This is a genomic window from Citrobacter sp. B72 (assembly GCF_016894305.1).
Classification (GTDB): domain Bacteria; phylum Pseudomonadota; class Gammaproteobacteria; order Enterobacterales; family Enterobacteriaceae; genus Citrobacter; species Citrobacter portucalensis.
Genome location: NZ_CP069801.1, coordinates 1,716,042 through 1,733,460, shown reverse-complemented (window position 1 = coordinate 1,733,460; position 17,419 = coordinate 1,716,042). Strand labels below are relative to the sequence as shown.

Sequence of the window (17,419 nt, the reverse complement as noted above, 5' to 3'; positions counted from 1 at the left end):
CCCTTTTTTCATTTTCAGCGCTGGCTGCTGAAATAAAAATCATCCATCAGCAACGACTCCAGATACTGTTCATCCTCTTGCATAAAACGCACTATCAGATTCACCGTCTGAGGATAAAACCCCTCGTTATCCCGCACCAGACAAGCGTCGCGAAATAACGGTGCCCAGCACAGAATATGATGATGCAAAAAGTAATATTGCGCCGATAGCCTCTCCTCTTTAGCAACCATCCTCGCCATTAATGCCAACTGCACAGCAATATGATCGGAGGGTTCATTCTCTCGCGCTGCCAGACCTTGCTCAATCAGCAGCACATTCATTTGCCGACGTTCTTCTGCCGCTGTCGTGTGTGGATAGTGCCCTGCATAGGGAGAAACACTAGCTGGCGGGGCCAGCAGAAACAGCGAGGCAAAATCTGCTGCCAGCTCCAGTTGTCGGGAGTCGCGCCGCAAAACCCGGCCCAGGCTATGCTCAAAACGTTTAACCTCGGCAGACACTCCAGGAACCGCCGCCAGTGAGGCAATCCAAGCCTGGCTATCGCCGTTTTCCAGACTGGCAAGCTGTTTTTCATCCAGCTCACGAAATAACAGTTGCGAAAACCACTGGTACACAGCTGCCCGCTGCTGATGAATTTGCTTATGCTGCACTGGTCCCCTCCTCTTTCACAATCTGCGGACCACCGAATGCCGTCACCTGCGGGGCTTTCTGCTGATAACGCTCGACCTCCACCAGCACGGTATGCGCTGAAGGCCCCTGGGCCAATTGTGAAGTACCTATATCCGCGCTTAGCACGTTCGGGTCGCCATAGGTGCATAATGTCCCGGCTTTCCCCCCTTCCTGCGGGGAGTACCACGCGCCTTCATGAATACGAATCACGCCAGGGGAAAAATCCGGACTGACAACTACGCCAGCCAGTACCTGACCACGAGCGTTGAAGACGCGGGCGATATCACCGGCTTTTAAGCCACGAGCGGTGGCATCCTGTTCACTGATATAAAGCGGCTCTCTTCCGGCAACCGCATAGGTGTTACGAAACGCCTCGCTAGAGCACAGTTGGGAATGCAGACGTTTATCCGGATGGCAGGATTGCAGATGCAGCGGGTATTTATCTTTTTTGCCGCTATGGGTACGCTCAAAGGGTTCCATCCACACCGGATGCCCCGGACAATCCTCATAGGCAAAGCCCGCGATGGTTTTGCTGTAGATTTCAATCAGACCTGACGGCGTTCCCAGCGGATTCAGGTCTGGCTGGTCGCGAAACTCACCGTGACGTACCCACGGCTGCCCCGGCGGATATTCAATATATCCATCCCCCTGCCAGAACGTTGTGAAATCCGGTAATGAGACGCCGAGCGATGCCCCCATCTTCACACCTTCGTCATAAAGCGCCTGTAACCACTGCATTTCATCACGGTTTTCACGGTACACCGCTTCCTTGTCAAAGCGCTTACACAGCCCGGCAAATACATCAAAATCATGTCGCGCTTCATATTGCGGTTTGACGATCTGATGCAACGCCATCAGCCCTTTATTCGAATGCGTACCGAACTGCTCAATATCGTTACGTTCAAAGCGGGTAGTAACGGGCAGGACGATATCGGCAAATCGGCACGACGCGGTCCATTGGTGATCCAACACCACCACGGTTTCCAGCTTCTTCCACGCGTCGATCATGCGATTCCTGTCCTGCTGCGCATGAAATGGATTCGCCGCGCTGTAGATCGCCATTTTGATGTCAGGCCAGGTTAACGTCTCGCCGTTAAAGGCAACCTTTTTGCCCGGCTCAAGCAGGCAGTCAACGATACGCGAAGTGGGGATATGCTCCGATGCGCCGCGAAAATCCGCGTTGTACTTTGCCTGCGGGGGATTCGTGATCCCTCCCAGTCCAGAAAGCACAGGCCCGGCGGATGTTACCGTACCGCCACCGTTGTAGTGCCAGCCAAATCCTACCCCGCCGCCGGGCAAACCAATTTGACCGACCATGCTGGCCAGCACCACCAGCATCCACGGATACTGCTCACCATGGTGCATGCGTTGTACGCACCAACCGCCCATAAACTGTGTCCGACCTTTCACCAACAGGCGGGCGAAGTCTCGGATCTGCTCTGCCGTCAGGCCGCAGATTTCTGCCGCCCATTCGGCATTTTTCGGCTGTTTATCGGTTTCGCCCAGCAGATACGGCAAAAACTGCTCAAAGCCGACGGTGTAATCGGTAATAAACGCCGTGTCGTACAGTTTTTCTTCGTACAAGGTATGCGCCAGCGCCAGCATTAACGCGACATCGGTTTGTGGCCGCAACGCCAACTGCTCGCAGCCAAGATAGTTTTGCGACTTGCTCCGCACCGGATCAACACTGATAACGCGCATCTTACCCTGCGCTACCGCCTCTTTAATCTGCTGCCAGTAGCCAAACGCATCGTGATCGGGAACCAAAAACTCGATCTGCAAGTTCTTGATCGGATCGCAGCCCCACAGCACGATGGTATTGCTGTTTTGAATCACCAGCGGAAGCGACGTCTGCTGCTCATAAACTTCCAGCGAACCAATCACATGCGGTAAAATGACCTGTGCCGCTGCCGCAGAATAGTCGCCGACGGTTGTCACATAGCTACCATGCAGGCCAAGTCCCCGATCCATCGCCCCGCCCGCTTTATGGTATTTGCCCACCATTTGCCAGTCGGCAAGCCCGGTAAATACGCCTGATGAGCCATAGGTTTTTTGCACCCGCTCCAGCTCTTCGTAAAACAGATCCAGCGCCTGATCCCAACTGACCCGAACAAAACGGTTATCTCCGCGCTGACTGCGATCTGACTTCTCACGCTTACGCAGCCAGTCCAGACGCACCATCGGGTAGCGTACCCGCGACGGGTTGTAGACCACTTCACGCACCGCGTTCAGCATATCGCAGGGGTATTTGTCATGTTTGAACGGACGGGTTTCGGTCCACTCACCGTTGACCACTTTGGCTTCAAAAGCGCCATAGTGCGAACCAGATTGGATCCACTGCTCGGGATTTTCCCCCGCCGCCCACACTTTTGATATCAGCGGATTAGGCGCCAGTGCGCTGGCAGCCCCCACCGCCAGCATTCCGTTGAGAAAACGGCGGCGGGACGGATTAAAGTCATGAATATCCATACATTATCCTTACTTTTTGTTGGTTTCAGACACATCGCTGGCGTGGGTCTGGAGGTATTTCAACAACGTACGTTCCTCCACCGGATTAAGCCGGTAATAGGTCGACATGGCTTTCAGTCCGGCGATCCAGCCGTTAGCGGTATATCGGGTTGTAGGAGGAGTGCTATGACAGGCGCTACAGGTGGATTGCAGCATTTGATCTGAGTATTCCCAGATTGGCGCAAGCGTGTTGATAAAGTCCTGATCGGTGGTCCAGGCGGTGACGCTCACCTGCTGCCATTCCTGATGTGAGTCAGGATCGACCTGGGTTTGTAGCACTTTTACGTTCGCCATCAGGGGCTCATCGAGAACGGCGGAGAAAACGCGTTTCCCCATATACTGGGTGATCACCCGTCCACGCCCTTTGCTTTCTCGCCAGCCCGTGATTTCGAGCTGCACGTTACTGCCTTCTTTTTTCAGCACCTTGACCTCGGTGGCGGGAAATAACAGTGCCTTCCCGGCCGGACTCCCTGCCGTTGCCGCCAGTGATTTTTCGCTTAATGAGAACAGTGTGGTCGCATCTGTTGGCATATCTCCCTGACGCTGTAGCTGCTTATAGCGATCGCGAAAACCGCTGCTCATATCGGGTTTGTGATGGGCTATTCCTTTGTGACAATCGATACAGTTACTGTCTTTTGCTGCCGCTGCGGTCATTTGCGCAGCCGCGTTTGCCGATTGCTTGCCATGATCCATTGCCTCATAGCTATGGCAGGATTTACACGCCGCTGAATTATTCGCGCTCATGCGTGCCCACTCCCGCTGGGCCAGCTCCGGGCGTTTGGCAGCAAACTTTTCAGGAGTATCGATAGAAGGAGAAATAAAGGTGTGATAGAGGTCGTTTAAGGCTTCAGTTTTACGAACAAGCGTTGGAACAACGCCCGGGGGAATATGACAATCCTTACACTCAGCCCGCACGCCAGATGCGTTACGAAAATGCACGCTGGTTTTATATTCCTCTCCAGCCGTGCGCATCGAGTGACACGATAAACAAAATTCGGTGGTACTGGTGTAATGAACGCCTTGCCACGTTCCCCAAATAGCCAGGGCCATTGCCACCGCCCCAGCCAATACGCACCACAATGCGTTCTTTCTTATCCACGACATGCTTGCCTCCATTTTTTAATAGCGACACGCTAAGGGATAATAAAAATCAAAAATAGAGACAGCGATAGCAAGCTATAGGAACAGCTGCTACTCCATGAGGTGTATCAAATAGTAAAAACGAGAAATTCGTAATATAGTGGCCATATATTAATAAGGAATTACTCATGCTTACATTAACGCTCAATAGAGAACTCCGCACTCCGCTGCAATTGCAAATTTTCCAATTTTATTTCCAGGCTATTCAGCGGGGAGATTTGCTTTGTGGCGATAAGCTTCCCTCTATTCGCGAGCAGGCTCAGGTATTGAACGTAGCCAAAATAACGGTAGTGATGGCCTATGATAAGCTTATGGCTGCAGGGTTAATCAAGAGCCGACACGGCATTGGCTATGAAGTGATATTCACCACGCCTGTACGTATAACACCAACGCATGTGCCCGTTACCCAGGGTTCTCCGCCGACAAAACCTAAAGCTGCCGGAGTCTCAACCGATGTTTACGCCGAGCCTGGACGAGAGTGCTACTGTCGGATGGGCGTCCCCGATCCCAACGCTTTTCCCTGGTCAAGTTGGCGGAAATGGAATAATGCTCCAAGCATACTTAAAGAACAATTATTTACCCGATACCATTCACCAAGTGGATTATTTTCACTGCGTGAGCAATTGGTCAGATACCTTAATTTATCCCGCGGAATTAATACCCGAGCAGAGAACATCATCATTACCAACGGGATTCAGGAAGGATTATCACTGCTTAGCCAAATATTTATTATTCATCATGCTGTCAGTCAGCAAAAAAAGTGCCATATCGTGACGGAATCCCCTTGTTATTCTGGCGCATGGCATCTTTTTAATTATTACGGTGCAGACATTACGTCAATTGCCGTAGATAACCACGGGCTGCAAACAGATAATTTACCCGAGTATGAAACCCAGCTTTGTTATGTTACTCCAGCGCATCAGTATCCGATGGGAAGCGTGCTTTCACTGGAGCGCCGTCAGTCATTATTAACGTGGGCGCAACGCGTCGGCGCTTACATCATTGAAGATGATTACGATGCCGTTTTTACCTATGGGGAAAACCCCCTTCCCGCGCTGAAAGCCATGGATTATCACAACCGGGTTATCTACATGGGGACATTTTCTAAAACGCTGGGGCCAGGCGCACGGCTTGGCTATCTTATTTGCCCCGATGAACTGCTTCCGGCGGTACAGAATATGAAAGCGCTCAATAACAACGGCAGTCAGTGGTTGTTGCAGCAATTTTTGGCCGAACTGATGCAAAACCAGGTATTCTATACGCATATCAGCAAGCTGGCCTGCAGCTATGCGACGCGCCTCACCCTGTTACGCGATGGCCTTTCCACTCTGTTTCCCGAAGGGAAAATCGCTGGCGCAACGGCAGGTCTGCACCTCTCGTTACGCATTGACAGACACGCAGAATTCATCACCAGGTTACAACAATGCTGCCTGTTGGCCGGGATCCGTTTCGACACTCTGCCGGATATAGAAAATGGATCAGAAGCCGCATGGTGCAAAGAGAACAGCGATGCTGTTATGTTTTTTGGATTTGGTGGATTGCAGATACAGCAGATCAATAAAGTGCTGACAGTGCTGGAGCAGGCGCTCGCGCAGCCTTGATGAAAAACAGGGATCGCGCCTGTCGCGCAATCCCTGTTGTTAGACTTACAGCAGATCGCGGAACTGCGTTTGTTTCAGCGCCAGCTCAACGCCACGGACTTCTGCCAGGCCTTTCAGGCGACCAATCGCAGAGTAGCCCGGGTTGGTTTTCTTGTGCAGATCGTCAAGCATCTGGTGTCCATGATCCGGACGCATCGGGATAGGACGCAGGTCGCCCGCTTTTTTACGCCGCTGCTCTTCGCTCAAAATGGCAGCCACCACCGATACCATATCCACATCGCCCTGCAGGTGCGCACCTTCATGGAAGGTTTTCGGGTTATCTTCACGACAGGTTGAGCGCAGGTGCGTGAAGTGGATACGATCGCCAAAGGTTTCGATCATTTTCACCAGATCGTTATCAGCGCGCACGCCGTAAGAACCGGTGCACATGGTGAAACCATTATTAATGCTATCGACCGTTTCTTTCAGCCATTGCATATCTTCAATAGTCGAAACAATACGCGGCAGGCCGAGGATCGGGCGCGGCGGATCGTCAGGATGCACGGCCAGACGTACGCCGACTTCTTCTGCCACTGGCACAATCGCCCGCAGGAATACCGCCATATTATCGCGCAGATCGTCCTTGCTGATGCCGTCGTATTCAGCCAGACGCTCACGGAACTGATCCAGCGTATAGCCCTCTTCTGCACCAGGCAGACCAGCAATGATATTGCGGGTCAGCTTTTCAATTTCTGCATCGCTCATGGCATTGAAGTAGTCCAGCGCCTGGCGTTGTTCTTCGGCGGTATAATCCGCTTCAGCTCCCGGGCGTTGCAGAATGTGAAGTTCGAAGGCCGCAAAAGCAATCTGGTCAAAACGCAGCGCTTTGGAACCATCCGGCAGTTGATATTCGAGGTCGGTACGCGTCCAGTCGAGGATCGGCATGAAGTTATAGCACACCGTATCGATACCACAGGTCGCCAGATTACGGATACTCTGCTGATAGTTGGCAATCCACGTTTGATATTGACCTGAACGCGTTTTGATATCTTCGTGGACAGGGATACTTTCCACTACCGACCAGGTCAGCCCTTTTTCAGCCAGAATGGCCTGACGCTGCTGAATTTCTTCTACCGGCCACACTTCACCGTTAGGAATATGGTGCAAGGCGGTCACAACACCCGTTGCGCCAGCCTGACGCACATCATCAAGCGATACCGGATCGTTAGGTCCGTACCAACGCCAGGTTTGTTCCATTGTTTCACCTCACAAGTTGTTATACCAAATTAAATCATCTTAATGACGACTACCATACAGGCATCCGTCAACTGATCAACACATTGCCGATGATTGGTTGATCAAGCTCACATTCCCCGGATAAATGAGGCACACCAATTCAATTTGTTGTCATATAACTTTATACTGCCATTGTTAATTTATGGTTAATCAGGTGTATTAAATGAAAACTATTGCCTCAGCGCCACTGGCGGAAAATGTCATGATGCCGCAATACGACCGCCAGCAATTAAAAACGCGGATTGTGCATTTTGGTTTCGGTGCTTTTCACCGCGCCCATCAGGCGTTACTAACCGACAGGGTGCTGAATGCGCAGGGTGGAGACTGGGGTATTTGTGAGATCAGTCTGTTCAGCGGCGATCGACTGATGAGCCAACTGCGCGAACAGGATCATTTATTTACCGTGCTGGAAAAAGGGGCCAACGGCAACCAGCCAATTGTTATCGGCGCCGTCAACGAATGTCTCAACGCCAGGCTGGATTCGCTGGCGGCCATTATCGAAAAATTCTGCGAACCTCAGGTGGCTATTGTCTCGCTAACCATCACAGAAAAAGGCTACTGCATCGATCCGGCGACAGGCTCGCTAGACCTCAGTAATCCACGTATTGCTCACGATCTGCAAACACCGACTGAACCGCACTCTGCCCCCGGAATTATTGTTGAAGCCCTACACCGTCGACGTGAACGCGGGCTACAGCCGTTTACCGTCCTCTCTTGCGATAACATCCCGGACAATGGTCATGTGGTAAAAAACGCCGTCCTTGGAATGGCGGAGAAACGTTCACCGGAACTGGCAACCTGGATTCAGGAGCATGTCAGTTTCCCTGGCACCATGGTCGACCGCATTGTCCCTGCCGCCACTGAAGAGTCACTGGCCGAAATTGCCCGCGAGCTGGGGGTTGCCGATCCTTGCGCAATCAGCTGCGAACCGTTTATCCAGTGGGTGATTGAAGATAATTTTGTGTGTGGCCGCCCACAATGGGAAACGGCGGGCGTCCAGATGGTCGAAAATGTGTTGCCGTGGGAACAAATGAAACTGCGGATGCTGAACGGCAGTCATTCGTTTCTCGCTTATCTCGGCTATCTGGCCGGGTTCCAGCACATCAGCGACTGTATGCAGGACAGCGCATTTCGTGAAGCCGCTTACCGCCTGATGCTCAACGAACAGGCACCTACGCTGCAAATTACCGATGTGGATTTAGACCAGTATGCCCTAAGCCTGTTGGAGCGTTTTGCCAACCCAGCGTTGAAACATAAAACCTGGCAAATCGCGATGGACGGTAGCCAGAAATTACCCCAGCGCATGTTGGAAGGGATCCGCGTACATTTAGCCCGCCAAAGTGAGTGGCCACTGCTGGCGCTCGGCGTCGCAGGCTGGATGCGTTATGTGAGCGGCGTGGATGATTCAGGCACCGCTATTGATGTTCGTGACCCGTTGAGTGAAAAAATTGCCGCTCTGGTTAAACAGAGCACAGAGTCAGAACGCGTCAACGCCCTGCTTTCGCTGCGCGAGATTTTCGCCACCGATCTCGTACAGAATCCGCAGTTTGTCGCGGCCATTCAGCAGGCCTGGCAACGCATTGCCCAATACGGTGCGCATCAGGCTGTCATTGAGACGTTAAAAAGTTAACGATTTCTGCCATTAAGCAGGACGAAGCGCCTCTTCGTCCTCTCACCCCTTCTCTTTTTCCCCGTTTTTCGCCAGGATTGTTAAATGCCATTACGGTAATTTATGATTCTGGAGTAAATGTGACTAAAACCAATCTCATCACCGGTTTTCTCGGCAGTGGCAAAACCACCTCTATTCTTCATTTGTTGGCAAACAAAGACCCTGCTGAGAAGTGGGCCGTGCTGGTTAATGAGTTTGGCGAAGTTGGCATTGATGGCGCGTTGCTGGCCGACAGCGGTGCGCTGCTAAAAGAGATCCCTGGCGGCTGTATGTGCTGTGTTAACGGTCTGCCAATGCAGGTTGGCCTCAATACGCTGCTGCGTCAGGGGAAACCCGACCGCCTGCTGATTGAACCCACCGGCCTCGGGCATCCCAAACAGATTCTGGATTTACTCACCGCACCGGTTTATGAGCCGTGGATCGATCTGCGCGCAACCCTTTGTATCCTTGATCCTCGCCTGTTACTGGATGAGAAAAGCGTCGCCAATGACAATTTCCGCGATCAGCTGGCCGCCGCTGATATCATTGTTGCCAACAAAACCGACCGTGCCACGACGGAAAGCGAAAACGCCCTGCAAAGCTGGTGGCAACACTACGGCGGTAATCGACAGTTGGTTCATGCCGACCATGGGCAAATTGACGGACAGCTACTGGATTTGCCCCGACTAAACCTGGCGGAGCTTCCTGCAAGCGCGGAGCACGCCCATAGCCATGCCAACAAAAAGGGGCTGGCAGCGTTGAGCTTACCCGCACAGCAGCGCTGGCGTCGTAGCCTGAACAGCGGTCAGGGCCATCAGGCCTGCGGTTGGATTTTTGACGCCGATACGGTGTTCGATACCATCGGTCTGCTGGAATGGTCGCGTCTTGCCCCGGTTGGGCGCGTGAAGGGGGTAATGCGTATTAAAGAAGGACTGGTACGCATTAACCGCCAGGGAGACGACTGGCATATAGAAACGCAAAACGTCGCGCCACCGGATAGCCGTATTGAACTCATCGCCGATACCGAGACCGACTGGAATGCATTACAGAGCGCGTTGTTGAGACTTCGTTTAGACGCTAGCGCGTAAGGTTGCCTTCGTTTTTAGCAATGGTAAACGACGATGAAAACCCGATACCCTTTAATCCTCCTGCTTAATATTGCGGGCCTAGCACTGTTTCTGTCCTGGTATATTCCAACCGGGCATGGGTTCTGGTCTTCACTCGATACGGGCGTCTTCCGATTTTTTAATCACAAATTGATTGAAAGCCCACTGTTCTTATGGGTTGTTGCTATCACTAATAATCGGGCATTTGATGGCTGCTCATTGCTGGCTATGGGCGCATTGATGCTGCACTTTTGGCTCAAAGAGACGTCGGAAGGTCGCCGACGCATTGTGGCAATTGGTTTGGTTATGCTGCTCACTGCAGTGGTATTAAACCAGCTGGGCCAGGCGCTTATTCCCGTTAAACGCGCCAGCCCCACGCTTATGCTGGATAATATTTATCGCGTCAGCGAACTACTGCATATTCCGACCAAAGATGCGTCGAAAGACAGTTTTCCTGGCGATCACGGCATGATGCTGCTTATTTTTTCCGCATTCATGTTGCGTTATTTCGGAAAAGTCGCAGGAATAATCGGCCTTATTATTGCTGTGGTTTTTGCCTTCCCGCGCGTAATGATTGGCGCCCACTGGCTCACCGATATCGTGGTTGGTTCCATGACGGTGGTCTTGATTGGCCTTCCCTGGTGGCTAATGACGCCATTAAGCGACCGATTAGTCACTCTGTTCGTGAATTATCTACCCGGCAAAAACAAACAATTTTTAAACAAATAACGCAGAGTAATTAACATCATCAGGGATACTTCTGATTCCCTGATGATGCCGGGCAATATTTCATCATTCTGATTGTCATTCTCCTGTCATCTTATTCATGTTTAAAATGAGTGGGTTGCGTATTTTTTACCCTGATTGTTCTTAATTTAGACAATGCCGTTTATTCACTTTCTGTATCAATTTTTCTTATAAGAAATCACGTAAAATCACTCGCATTGACCGGAACGATCGGGTAATCTCGAACTCGTTTTGCCTCGCGGGATAATTATTCCCTTTCAGAATAAATTTGTGCGTTCTGCCACAGATTTGACCTTAAGGAATTGTCTCATCGTGCGATGGTAATTAGTCTCGTCACGTTTGGCATTTTTTATAACGATATTTATCGTTAAGGACTTCAAGGGAAAACAAACAAAATGGTCAAATCTCAACCGATTTTGAGATATATCTTGCGGGGCATACCCGCGATAGCAGTTGCGGTTCTGCTTTCTGCATGTAGCACAACGAACACCGCCAAGAATATGCATTCTGAGACGCATGCTGTGGGCAATGGAGATAACTCTTCACTGCAAGCCTCTCAGGATGAATTTGAAAATATGGTACGTAATATCGATGTTAAATCACGTATTATGGACCAGTATGCTGACTGGAAAGGCGTGCGTTACCGCCTTGGCGGCAGCACCAAAAAAGGTATTGATTGCTCAAGCTTCGTGCAGCGTACATTCCGCGAGCAATTTGGTTTAGAGCTTCCGCGCTCAACCTATGAACAACAGGAAACGGGAAAATCCGTTTCGCGCACTAATCTGCGCACAGGCGATCTGGTTCTGTTCCGTGCTGGTTCTACTGGCCGTCACGTCGGTATTTATATCGGTAACAACCAGTTTGTACATGCCTCGACCAGCAGTGGCGTTATCATTTCCAGCATGAACGAGCCTTACTGGAAAAAACGTTACAACGAAGCTCGCCGGGTTCTGAGCCGCAGTTAGTTTCGTTTGGCAGCTATCCCTTGGCTATCCTGATGAGACATTCCAAAAGCACTGCTTCGGCGGTGCTTTTTTGTTTCCCCCTGCGACTAAGAAAAATCTCACAACATGAGTCATTTCAGGTTATATTCATACAGAGTAAGCGGTTAAATCAGGTAAAATAAGGATCTATGTTCAGACGCTCTTCTTCATCCGGTCGGAAAATCCTGCTTTCCTGTATGTTAACGGGGCTTATCGTCGCAATACTCGTGAGTACCCTGCAGTTTTTCGTCACCTGGCATAAACGAGAAGTTAAGTACGACACGCTCCTTGCCGATATCCAGAATTACGTCAGCAGCTACTTTACCGACCTCAAAACCACCACCGATGCCCTTCAGCCGCTGGTTGCCAACAGTTGCCAACAAGTTGGCGCTAAACTGACCTCCAGTGCAGCCTTTAGCCTGAACGTTCGCGCTTTCTTACTGGTAAAAGACGGTATCGCTTTCTGCTCTTCCGCAACAGGTTCCATGTTCACTCCGATTTTAGATTTGATCCCGAACCTCGATATCAGCAGAAATATTGATGTGGAATTACTTCCCGGTACGCCCATGATGCCGGACAAACCAGCGATCATGATTTGGCACCGAAACGCGTCGTTCAACGATAGCGGCGTATTTACCTCACTGAATATCAATCTGGCACCTTATCTGCTCTATACCGCCCGGCAGGATGATTTTGACGGTATTGCAATTATCGTCGGTAATACCGCAATTTCGACATTCTCATCGCGAATCATCGATGTCTCCGCTCTTCCTCATACCTCCTGGCGGCAGGCCACTCTTGAAGGGATCCCGCTTAAAATTCGCTTATACGCACAAGAGTGGAGCTATACCGACGTCTGGTATTCTATTTTGTTGGGATGTATGGCCGGGATTATTGCCGCCCTTCTCCTCTGGTACTACATCTACAGCATCCGTTTACGCCCAGGCAAAGATATCCTCAACGCCATCAAGCATAACCAGTTTTATGTGGTGTACCAGCCCGTCGTAGAGATGCAAACGCTGGAAGTGAAAGGCGTCGAGGTCCTGTTACGTTGGAATCACCCAACAACGGGCGAGATCCCACCGGATGCCTTTATTCATTACGCTGAATCACAGAAAATGATTGTCCCGCTGACTCAGCATCTCTTTAAGTTGATCGCCCAGGATGCCCCGGCGCTGCAAAAAGTGTTACCCGCTGGCGCAAAATTGGGGATCAATATCGCGCCATCGCATCTGCATGGCGAGACATTTAAAGACGACATCCGGCACCTGCACGCTTCACTTCCCGCAAACTATTTTCAGATAGTGCTGGAAATCACTGAACGAGATATGCTCAATCAGCACGAGGCCACAAAGCTATTTGAATGGCTGCATTCCGCAGGTTTTGAAATTGCGATTGATGATTTTGGCACCGGCCATAGCGCGCTTATTTATCTGGAACGCTTTACCGTTGACTACCTGAAAATCGATCGCGGATTTATTAACGCCATCGGGACGGAAACCCTGACCTCTCCGGTTCTGGACGCCGTGTTGACACTTTCTAAACGTCTTAATATGCTGACGGTTGCGGAAGGGGTAGAAACTCCTGAGCAAGCCCGTTGGCTGCGCGATCGTGGGGTGCATTTTTTCCAGGGATACTGGATTAGCCGACCATTAAAGCTTGCTGATTTTGTGCGTTGGATGGCACAGCCCAATAAGCCGACGTGGTGATCGCAGTATGCGATTCATATACTCTCACTCGCCGCTACATCCCTTATCTTTCAGGCATGATGCCCGTCGGGTTGTGGCAGGAAAAGGAAATCGCTTTTATATGATCCCTCGCGTACTGCTTCTGTTTATTACCCTCATCGGGTTTAGCGCCCAGGCGCAATCCATCAAAGAAAGCTATGCTTTTGCCGTACTGGGTGAACCGAAGTACGCATTTAACTTTAATCACTTCGATTATGTGAATCCCGCAGCCCCTAAAGGGGGTCAAATCACCCTGTCCGCCATTGGCACATTTGACAACTTTAACCGCTACGCGATGCGCGGTAACCCCGGCGCACGTACCGAAACGCTTTACGATACGTTGTTTACGACCTCTGACGATGAACCTGGTAGCTATTACCCGCTCATTGCCGACAGCGCGCGCTACGCTGACGACTATTCCTGGGTAGAAATTGCCATTAATCCACGAGCGCGTTTTCACGATGGCTCACCCATTACCGCCCGCGACGTCGCATTCACCTTCCACAAATTTATGACTGAAGGCGTGCCGCAGTTTCGTCTGGTCTACAAGGGAACAACGGTAAAAGCCATCGCGCCATTAACCGTACGCATTGAATTAGCCAAACCGGGTAAAGAGGACATGCTCAGCCTGTTTTCATTACCCGTAATGCCAGAGAAGTACTGGAAAGATCATAAGCTCAGCGATCCCTTATCATCACCACCGCTCGCCAGCGGCCCTTATCGCATTACGAAATGGAAGATGGGCCAGTATATTGTCTATTCGCGCGTCAAAGATTATTGGGCCGCTAATCTGCCCGTCAATCGTGGACGCTGGAACTTTGATACCATCCGCTACGACTACTATCTGGATGATAACGTCGCCTTTGAAGCGTTTAAGGCCGGTGCGTTTGATCTGCGTCTTGAAAATGATGCCAAAAACTGGGCGACGCGTTATACCGGGAAAAATTTCGCGAATCACTACATCATCAAAGATGAACAAAAGAACGAATCCGCGCAGGATACCCGCTGGCTGGCATTTAATATTCAGCGTCCGGTATTCAGCGACCGACGGGTACGGGAAGCCATCACGCTGGCCTTTGATTTTGAATGGATGAATAAAGCGCTGTTCTATAATGCCTGGAGCCGGACCAACAGCTATTTTCAGAATACCGAATATGCCGCGACAAAATACCCCGACGCTGATGAACTGGTGATACTCGCGCCCTTGAAAAAAGATCTCCCCCCTGAGGTCTTTAGCCAAATCTATCAGCCGCCAAAATCAAAAGGCGATGGCTACGATCGCGACAACCTGTTGAAAGCCGATACCTTACTGGAGCAGGCCGGGTGGGTACTAAAGGGTCAGCAGCGGGTAAATAGCGCCAGCGGTAAACCTCTGAGCTTTGAACTGTTGCTCCCGGCGGGCAGCAACAGTCAATGGGTGCTGCCGTTCCAGCACAACCTGCAGCGCTTAGGTATTACCATGAATATCCGCCAGGTGGATAACTCACAAATCACGAACCGCCTGCGCAGTCGCGACTATGACATGATGCCGAGGTTGTATCGCGCGATGCCGTGGCCGAGTTCAGACCTGCAAATTCTGTGGGCCTCTCAATATATTGACTCCAGCTACAACGCCCCCGGCGTACAAAGCCCGGTGATTGATAAATTGATCAATAAAATCATCGCGGCACAAGGTGATAAAGCCAAATTGATCCCACTGGGCCGGGCACTGGACAGGGTACTAACCTGGAACTACTACATGTTGCCGATGTGGTTTATGGCAGAGGATCGCATCGCCTGGTGGGATAAATTTTCACATCCTGCTATTCGCCCAATTTACACCATTGGCCTCGACAACTGGTGGTATGACGTCAACAAAGCGGCGAAACTGCAAGCTGCCAGACGACAGGGAGAATAAATGGGCGCGTATCTGATTCGACGTCTGCTACTGGTGATCCCGACGCTCTGGGCCATCATCACCATCAACTTTTTTATCGTGCAAATAGCCCCAGGCGGCCCGGTTGAACAGGCCGTCGCCGCCATTGAGTTCGGGCAAAGCGGGGCATTACCCGGCGCGGGTAGCGAAGGCGTTCGTGCCAGCCACGCGCAAACAGGCGTTGGTAACATCAGCGACAGTAATTATCGAGGTGGCCGGGGTCTTGACCCGGAAGTGATCGCCGAAATCACTCGCCGCTATGGGTTCGATAAGCCCATTCACGAGCGTTACTTCAAAATGCTCTGGGATTACATTCGTTTCGATTTCGGTGACAGCCTGTTTCGTAGCGCCTCGGTGCTGACGCTTATCAAAGACAGCCTGCCTGTTTCCGTCACGCTGGGGCTGTGGAGTACGCTCATCATCTATCTGGTGTCGATACCGCTTGGGATCCGCAAAGCGGTGCATAACGGCAGCCGGTTTGATGTCTGGAGCAGCGCATTTATTATTATCGGCTATGCCATACCGGCCTTTCTGTTTGCCATTTTGCTGATCGTCTTTTTTGCCGGGGGAAGCTACTACGATCTGTTCCCGCTTCGCGGGCTGGTATCCGCCAATTTTGACTCCCTGCCCTGGTATCAGAAAGTAACCGACTACCTTTGGCATATTACCCTGCCGGTGCTGGCGACGGTGGTTGGTGGGTTTGCCGCACTGACTATGCTGACCAAGAACTCATTTCTGGATGAGGTGCGCAAACAATATGTCGTCACCGCACGCGCTAAAGGGGTCAGCGAGAAAAATATTCTGTGGAAACATGTGTTTCGCAATGCCATGTTGCTGGTGATCGCCGGCTTCCCGGCAACGTTTATCAGCATGTTTTTTACCGGCTCACTGCTGATTGAAGTGATGTTCTCACTTAACGGCCTGGGATTGCTGGGTTATGAATCCACCGTATCACGCGACTACCCGGTAATGTTTGGCACGCTTTATATCTTCACCCTGATCGGTCTGCTGCTGAATATCCTCAGCGACATCAGCTATACGCTGGTCGATCCTCGTATTGATTTTGAGGGACGCTAATGTCGCGATTAAGCCCCGTCAATCAGGCCCGCTGGGCGCGCTTTCGCCACAATCGTCGCGGCTACTGGTCGCTGTGGATTTTTCTGGTGCTGTTCGGTCTTAGCCTGTGTTCAGAACTGATTGCCAATGATAAGCCGCTACTGGTGCGCTACGACAATAGCTGGTATTTCCCCCTGTTCAAAAACTACAGTGAAAGCGACTTCGGCGGACCGCTGGCGACTCAGGCTGATTATCAGGACCCGTGGCTACAACAGCGCCTGGAAAACCAGGGCTGGATCCTGTGGGCACCAATACGCTTTGGGGCCACCAGCATTAACTTTGCCACCGATAAGCCCTTCCCTTCCCCGCCTTCCGCACAAAACTGGCTGGGAACAGACGCCAACGGCGGTGATGTACTGGCGCGCATCCTCTACGGCACACGTATTTCTGTCTTGTTTGGTCTAATGCTCACCCTCTGTTCGAGCGTGATGGGCATTATGGCTGGCGCAATTCAGGGCTATTATGGCGGCAAGGTGGACCTGTGGGGGCAACGATTCATTGAAGTTTGGTCAGGAATGCCAACGCTGTTTCTCATCATCCTATTGTCGAGCGTGGTCCAGCCTAACTTCTGGTGGCTGCTGGGCATTACCGTACTGTTTGGCTGGATGAGCCTGGTTGGCGTGGTGCGCGCGGAATTTTTACGTACCCGAAACTTTGATTACATTCGAGCCGCTCAAGCGCTAGGCGTAAGCGATCGCAGTATTATTCTGCGTCATATGCTGCCCAACGCGATGGTCGCGGCCCTGACTTTTTTACCGTTTATTTTATGCGCCTCGATAACCACCCTGACCTCACTGGATTTTCTTGGGTTCGGTTTACCGCTTGGCTCGCCATCACTGGGAGAACTCCTGTTGCAGGGTAAAAACAACCTGCAGGCACCGTGGCTTGGCATCACCGCGTTCATCTCCGTTGCCCTGCTACTATCGCTACTGATCTTTATTGGTGAAGCGGTACGCGATGCGTTTGATCCCAACAAGGCGATTTAAA

13 protein-coding genes are annotated in these 17,419 nt (G+C 51.3%); 9 read left to right on the top strand and 4 right to left on the bottom strand.

Annotated features, from left to right (window positions below):
- Positions 1-14: 14 nt before the first annotated feature.
- Genes torD through torC form a run of 3 tightly spaced genes read right to left on the bottom strand, consistent with a single transcriptional unit; the run spans position 15 to position 4,278 of the window.
- On the bottom strand, positions 15-647 hold the full coding sequence (gene torD, locus JQN59_RS08125; protein ID WP_128316796.1) for a molecular chaperone TorD: 633 nt from the start codon (positions 645-647) through the stop codon (positions 15-17).
- Positions 637-3,135, bottom strand: a complete 2,499-nt coding sequence (torA, locus tag JQN59_RS08120) for a trimethylamine-N-oxide reductase TorA (protein WP_149607645.1) — start codon at positions 3,133-3,135, stop codon at positions 637-639. Before torA ends, torD begins: the two co-directional genes overlap by 11 nt.
- A gap of 9 nt (positions 3,136-3,144) precedes the next feature.
- Positions 3,145-4,278 carry a pentaheme c-type cytochrome TorC gene (gene torC / locus JQN59_RS08115; RefSeq protein ID WP_149607646.1) on the bottom strand — a complete coding sequence of 378 codons (1,134 nt, stop codon included), beginning with the start codon at positions 4,276-4,278 and terminating at the stop codon, positions 3,145-3,147.
- 164 nt (positions 4,279-4,442) lie between these two features.
- On the opposite strand from torC, the gene pdxR reads away from it, so the two are divergent.
- The gene (gene pdxR, locus JQN59_RS08110) at positions 4,443-5,915 is read left to right on the top strand and encodes a MocR-like pyridoxine biosynthesis transcription factor PdxR (RefSeq protein ID WP_149607647.1); all 1,473 of its coding nucleotides are present in this window, start codon (positions 4,443-4,445) and stop codon (positions 5,913-5,915) included.
- Between the two features lie 45 nt (positions 5,916-5,960).
- Here the strand turns inward: pdxR and uxuA are convergent, their stop codons facing one another.
- Entirely contained in the window at positions 5,961-7,151 is a 1,191-nt protein-coding gene (gene uxuA / locus JQN59_RS08105; protein ID WP_149607648.1) for a mannonate dehydratase, read from the bottom strand.
- A 202-nt stretch (positions 7,152-7,353) separates the two neighbouring features.
- Between uxuA and JQN59_RS08100 the strand changes: the two genes are divergently transcribed.
- From JQN59_RS08100 to JQN59_RS08065, 8 genes are all read left to right on the top strand, one after another.
- On the top strand, positions 7,354-8,820 hold the full coding sequence (locus JQN59_RS08100; protein WP_008785284.1) for a mannitol dehydrogenase family protein: 1,467 nt from the start codon (positions 7,354-7,356) through the stop codon (positions 8,818-8,820).
- Positions 8,821-8,939: 119 nt separating this feature from the next.
- Entirely contained in the window at positions 8,940-9,926 is a 987-nt protein-coding gene (locus JQN59_RS08095) for a CobW family GTP-binding protein (protein WP_003834563.1), read from the top strand.
- 33 nt (positions 9,927-9,959) lie between these two features.
- Positions 9,960-10,673 carry a phosphatase PAP2 family protein gene (locus JQN59_RS08090; RefSeq protein ID WP_149607649.1) on the top strand — a complete coding sequence of 238 codons (714 nt, stop codon included), beginning with the start codon at positions 9,960-9,962 and terminating at the stop codon, positions 10,671-10,673.
- A 413-nt stretch (positions 10,674-11,086) separates the two neighbouring features.
- The gene (gene mepS / locus JQN59_RS08085) at positions 11,087-11,656 is read left to right on the top strand and encodes a bifunctional murein DD-endopeptidase/murein LD-carboxypeptidase (protein ID WP_003834567.1); all 570 of its coding nucleotides are present in this window, start codon (positions 11,087-11,089) and stop codon (positions 11,654-11,656) included.
- 167 nt (positions 11,657-11,823) lie between these two features.
- A complete protein-coding gene (locus tag JQN59_RS08080) occupies positions 11,824-13,383 on the top strand; it encodes a cyclic di-GMP phosphodiesterase (RefSeq protein WP_008785287.1) in 1,560 nt (519 codons plus the stop codon).
- A 100-nt stretch (positions 13,384-13,483) separates the two neighbouring features.
- The gene (locus JQN59_RS08075) at positions 13,484-15,298 is read left to right on the top strand and encodes an extracellular solute-binding protein (RefSeq protein WP_149607650.1); all 1,815 of its coding nucleotides are present in this window, start codon (positions 13,484-13,486) and stop codon (positions 15,296-15,298) included.
- Positions 15,299-16,393, top strand: coding sequence for a microcin C ABC transporter permease YejB (locus JQN59_RS08070; protein ID WP_003834575.1), 1,095 nt, complete (start codon positions 15,299-15,301; stop codon positions 16,391-16,393). It abuts the gene before it with no gap.
- Entirely contained in the window at positions 16,393-17,418 is a 1,026-nt protein-coding gene (locus JQN59_RS08065; RefSeq protein ID WP_003834577.1) for an ABC transporter permease, read from the top strand. Before JQN59_RS08070 ends, JQN59_RS08065 begins: the two co-directional genes overlap by 1 nt.
- The last annotated feature ends 1 nt before the right edge of the window (position 17,419 follow it).

Excerpts from the sequence above, each read along its gene's own strand:
- JQN59_RS08075 (WP_149607650.1), top strand. The coding sequence starts at position 13,484 with ATGATCCCTCGCGTACTGCTTCTGTTTATTACCCTCATCGGGTTTAGC.
- JQN59_RS08080 (WP_008785287.1), top strand. The coding sequence starts at position 11,824 with ATGTTCAGACGCTCTTCTTCATCCGGTCGGAAAATCCTGCTTTCCTGT.
- JQN59_RS08070 (WP_003834575.1), top strand. The coding sequence starts at position 15,299 with ATGGGCGCGTATCTGATTCGACGTCTGCTACTGGTGATCCCGACGCTC.
- JQN59_RS08065 (WP_003834577.1), top strand. The coding sequence starts at position 16,393 with ATGTCGCGATTAAGCCCCGTCAATCAGGCCCGCTGGGCGCGCTTTCGC.
- JQN59_RS08090 (WP_149607649.1), top strand. The coding sequence starts at position 9,960 with ATGAAAACCCGATACCCTTTAATCCTCCTGCTTAATATTGCGGGCCTA.
- uxuA (WP_149607648.1), bottom strand. The coding sequence starts at position 7,151 with ATGGAACAAACCTGGCGTTGGTACGGACCTAACGATCCGGTATCGCTT.
- torC (WP_149607646.1), bottom strand. The coding sequence starts at position 4,278 with ATGTCGTGGATAAGAAAGAACGCATTGTGGTGCGTATTGGCTGGGGCG.
- JQN59_RS08100 (WP_008785284.1), top strand. The coding sequence starts at position 7,354 with ATGAAAACTATTGCCTCAGCGCCACTGGCGGAAAATGTCATGATGCCG.
- pdxR (WP_149607647.1), top strand. The coding sequence starts at position 4,443 with ATGCTTACATTAACGCTCAATAGAGAACTCCGCACTCCGCTGCAATTG.
- torA (WP_149607645.1), bottom strand. The coding sequence starts at position 3,135 with ATGGATATTCATGACTTTAATCCGTCCCGCCGCCGTTTTCTCAACGGA.
- mepS (WP_003834567.1), top strand. The coding sequence starts at position 11,087 with ATGGTCAAATCTCAACCGATTTTGAGATATATCTTGCGGGGCATACCC.